Raw genomic sequence first — 2,745 nt, 5'->3', positions numbered from 1 at the left:
GATTCACGCTCAAATTACTGATAACAGAAAAGACCATTTACATAAGCTAACCACTCAATTAGTTCGTGAAAACCAAACGATTGTGGTTGAGAATTTAGCCGTCAAGAATATGGTCAAAAACCCGAAATTATCTCAGGCAATATCTGATGTAAGCTGGGGAGAAATTACCCGACAATTAGCCTATAAATGCCGTTGGTATGGGAGAAACTACATCGAAATAGATAGATGGTTTCCTAGCTCTAAAAGGTGTAGTAATTGCGGGTATATTGCCCTTGAAAATGCCGTTAAATGTTCGAGAATGGGACTGTCCAGACTGTGGGATTCACCATGACCGAGATATTAACGCCAGTAAAAACATTTTGGCCGCAGGGCTTGCGGTGTCAGTCTGTAGAGCGACCATAAGACCAGAACAGAGTAAATCTGTTAAGGCAGGTGCGAAAAATCCTTCGGGAAAGAAGCAGAAACTCAAATCGTGAGGTTTGGGAATCGCCGTCCGTTTTACGGCGGTGAGGATGTCAAGGAAGGGCTTTTTTACTCGCTAACTGCTCTATTGTAGATGTGCTGAAAAACTTCTGTATGTCTCTTGTTTTTTGTCTTCCCTCTAGCTACTCTGATCTAGTAGGTCAGAGGAGTTTAACCTGACTGGAGTGAAAGATGGTGCGTTTTCTCTGGGCAATTTTGGCCGGTGTGGGGATGGGGTTAACAGTAGCACCGGTTTCTTGGTGGTTACTCGCATGGATTTCTCTAGTCCCCCTGTGGATTGTTGTGAGATTAGCGGAAAAATCCCTAAAAAAACAGCTTTTATACGGTTTTGGCTGGGGTTTTGCCTACCATGGTCTGGCTTTATTCTGGATCACGGGAATTCACCCGATGACGTGGATGGGTGTCCCCTGGTTAGCGAGTTTGTTAATTGCCCTGTTTTGTTGGTTGTTTATTACTTTTTGGGGAACGGCGATCGTGCTAACTTGGACGTTAGTCATGTTTTATGTCAACAAAAGTGTTAATCAGTCATCTTTTCGGGATGCCCTCCTACGGGTTTTCATCGGCACTGCCCTCTGGTGTGGGTTAGAATCTCTCTGGAGTCAATCCCCTCTCTGGTGGACTACCCTTGCTTATAGTCAAAGTCCCCATAATTTATTGATTCTGCAATTGGGCAAATTATCGGGTTTTACGACGGTAACGGCGGCAATTGTGGCAGTTAACGGTTTAATTGCCGAAAGCTTGCTCCTAATCCGTCAATCGCGGCAAAATCTCGCTTTTCTCTCTTTACCCCTCCTCATTTGTTTTAGCCTCCATCTCTGGGGATGGAACACATACCATAAACCGATCGAAAAGTCAAGGGATTTAGGGATAAAAATTGGCGTCATTCAGGGCAATATTCCCAACACAATTAAACTTTCGCCCCTGGGATTTCAAAAGGCGCTCGAAGGTTACACCTCTGGTTATCAAATTCTCGCCGATCGAGGAGTAGATGCCGTCTTAACTCCTGAAACGGCCTTACCCTACTATTGGGAGAACTTAGTCAATAATAGCTCGATTTATTCGGCAATTTTAGCCAAAAAAACGCCGATCTGGTTAGGTGCATTTGGCAAGGTGGACAAGGGTTATAACAATAGTCTCTTGACCATTGATGGCGAGGGACAGGTGATTAGTCGGTATGATAAAGTAATTCTCGTGCCTTTAGGCGAATACGTTCCTTTTCAGGAAATTTTGGGCGGAATTGTTGATCGCCTTTCTCCCTTGCAAGCGCATTTAATCCAGGGAAATCCTGATCAAATTATTGACAGCCCTTTCGGTAAAATAATTGTGGGCATTTGTTACGAGTCGGCTTTTTCCGAACATTTTCGCCGTCAAACTGCTAGGGGAGGCGAATTTATTATTACTGCTTCTAATAACGCCCATTATAGCCACGCCATGCCCGCTCAACACCATGCTCAGGATACCATGCGAGCGATCGAAACCGATCGATGGATGGCCCGGGCCACCAATACAGGTTATTCTGCTTTTGTCGATCCCCACGGTAATCACCTTTGGCTATCGGATTTAGATAAATATCAAATCCATAGCGAAACAATTTATCGACGGGATACGAGAACTTTATATGTGCGCTGGGGAGATTGGTTAACTAAAGTTTTAATCATTACTGCCGGACTCGCTTGGCTCTGGAGAGCTTGGGATTAAGGTGACAGTGCTATACTTTTTCGTGAATGAACTGTTAAATAACCTAAGTTTTTGCTGCAATGAAAGAGCAATTTGTCAAGTGGTTGAATAGAATCTTAATATTTGATGTGTTTTTAGTAATAGCGGGCTTTCTCTGGTTTGCCCTGGCTGTTATCGGTGAATCCACGGGAATTCCCCTAGGATTTAAACTTTTTCAGCGTCTTTGGCTGCCCTTATTCAATCCTGCTATTAGTATTTTAATTGCGGGGGCGATTTTAAGCTGGGCGATTAATCAAATTCAAGAACGCTGGTTCCCTAAATAGTAGGGTTGATTCATGAATCAACCCTACCTTATCAAGGAGGGCAGGGGGGATCGAACCTAAAATCCATTTTTAATTTAATTATAGCGGTTCTCACACCTGTGTGGCACACTTAAACCTTTGCTAATTAGGGTTTGCTGAAAAAGTTTTTCTTGGGGGCAGGGTGTGGGGTGTGGGGTGTGGGGTGTAGGGTTTTACCGATTTTGAAGGGGTCAATTACCTAATTTTCAGGGAAAAAGTCCCGGAATTTTCCCCCCGATCACTC

The 2,745-nt window shown here is 43.9% G+C and carries 2 protein-coding genes and 1 pseudogene; all 3 read left to right on the top strand.

Features of this window, described 5'->3' with window-relative positions; all coding sequences use genetic code 11:
* A pseudogene (locus tag O9295_RS03275) lies at positions 1 to 476 on the top strand (RNA-guided endonuclease TnpB family protein); the annotation flags it as partial.
* Between the two features lie 178 nt (positions 477 to 654).
* Entirely contained in the window at positions 655 to 2,181 is a 1,527-nt protein-coding gene (lnt, locus tag O9295_RS03270) for an apolipoprotein N-acyltransferase (protein ID WP_288031656.1), read from the top strand.
* 59 nt (positions 2,182 to 2,240) lie between these two features.
* A complete protein-coding gene (locus O9295_RS03265) occupies positions 2,241 to 2,483 on the top strand; it encodes a DUF8620 family protein (protein ID WP_002799130.1) in 243 nt (80 codons plus the stop codon).
* Positions 2,484 to 2,745 lie beyond the last annotated feature (262 nt).

It is taken from the genome of Microcystis sp. LE18-22.4A, from assembly GCF_027531105.1.
In the GTDB taxonomy this organism is placed as follows: domain Bacteria; phylum Cyanobacteriota; class Cyanobacteriia; order Cyanobacteriales; family Microcystaceae; genus Microcystis; species Microcystis aeruginosa.
This window is presented reverse-complemented; position numbering and strand designations above follow the sequence as displayed.

Bases quoted from the DNA above. Each gene is read 5' to 3' on its own strand.
- lnt (WP_288031656.1), top strand. From the start codon at position 655: ATGGTGCGTTTTCTCTGGGCAATTTTGGCCGGTGTGGGGATGGGGTTA.
- O9295_RS03265 (WP_002799130.1), top strand. From the start codon at position 2,241: ATGAAAGAGCAATTTGTCAAGTGGTTGAATAGAATCTTAATATTTGAT.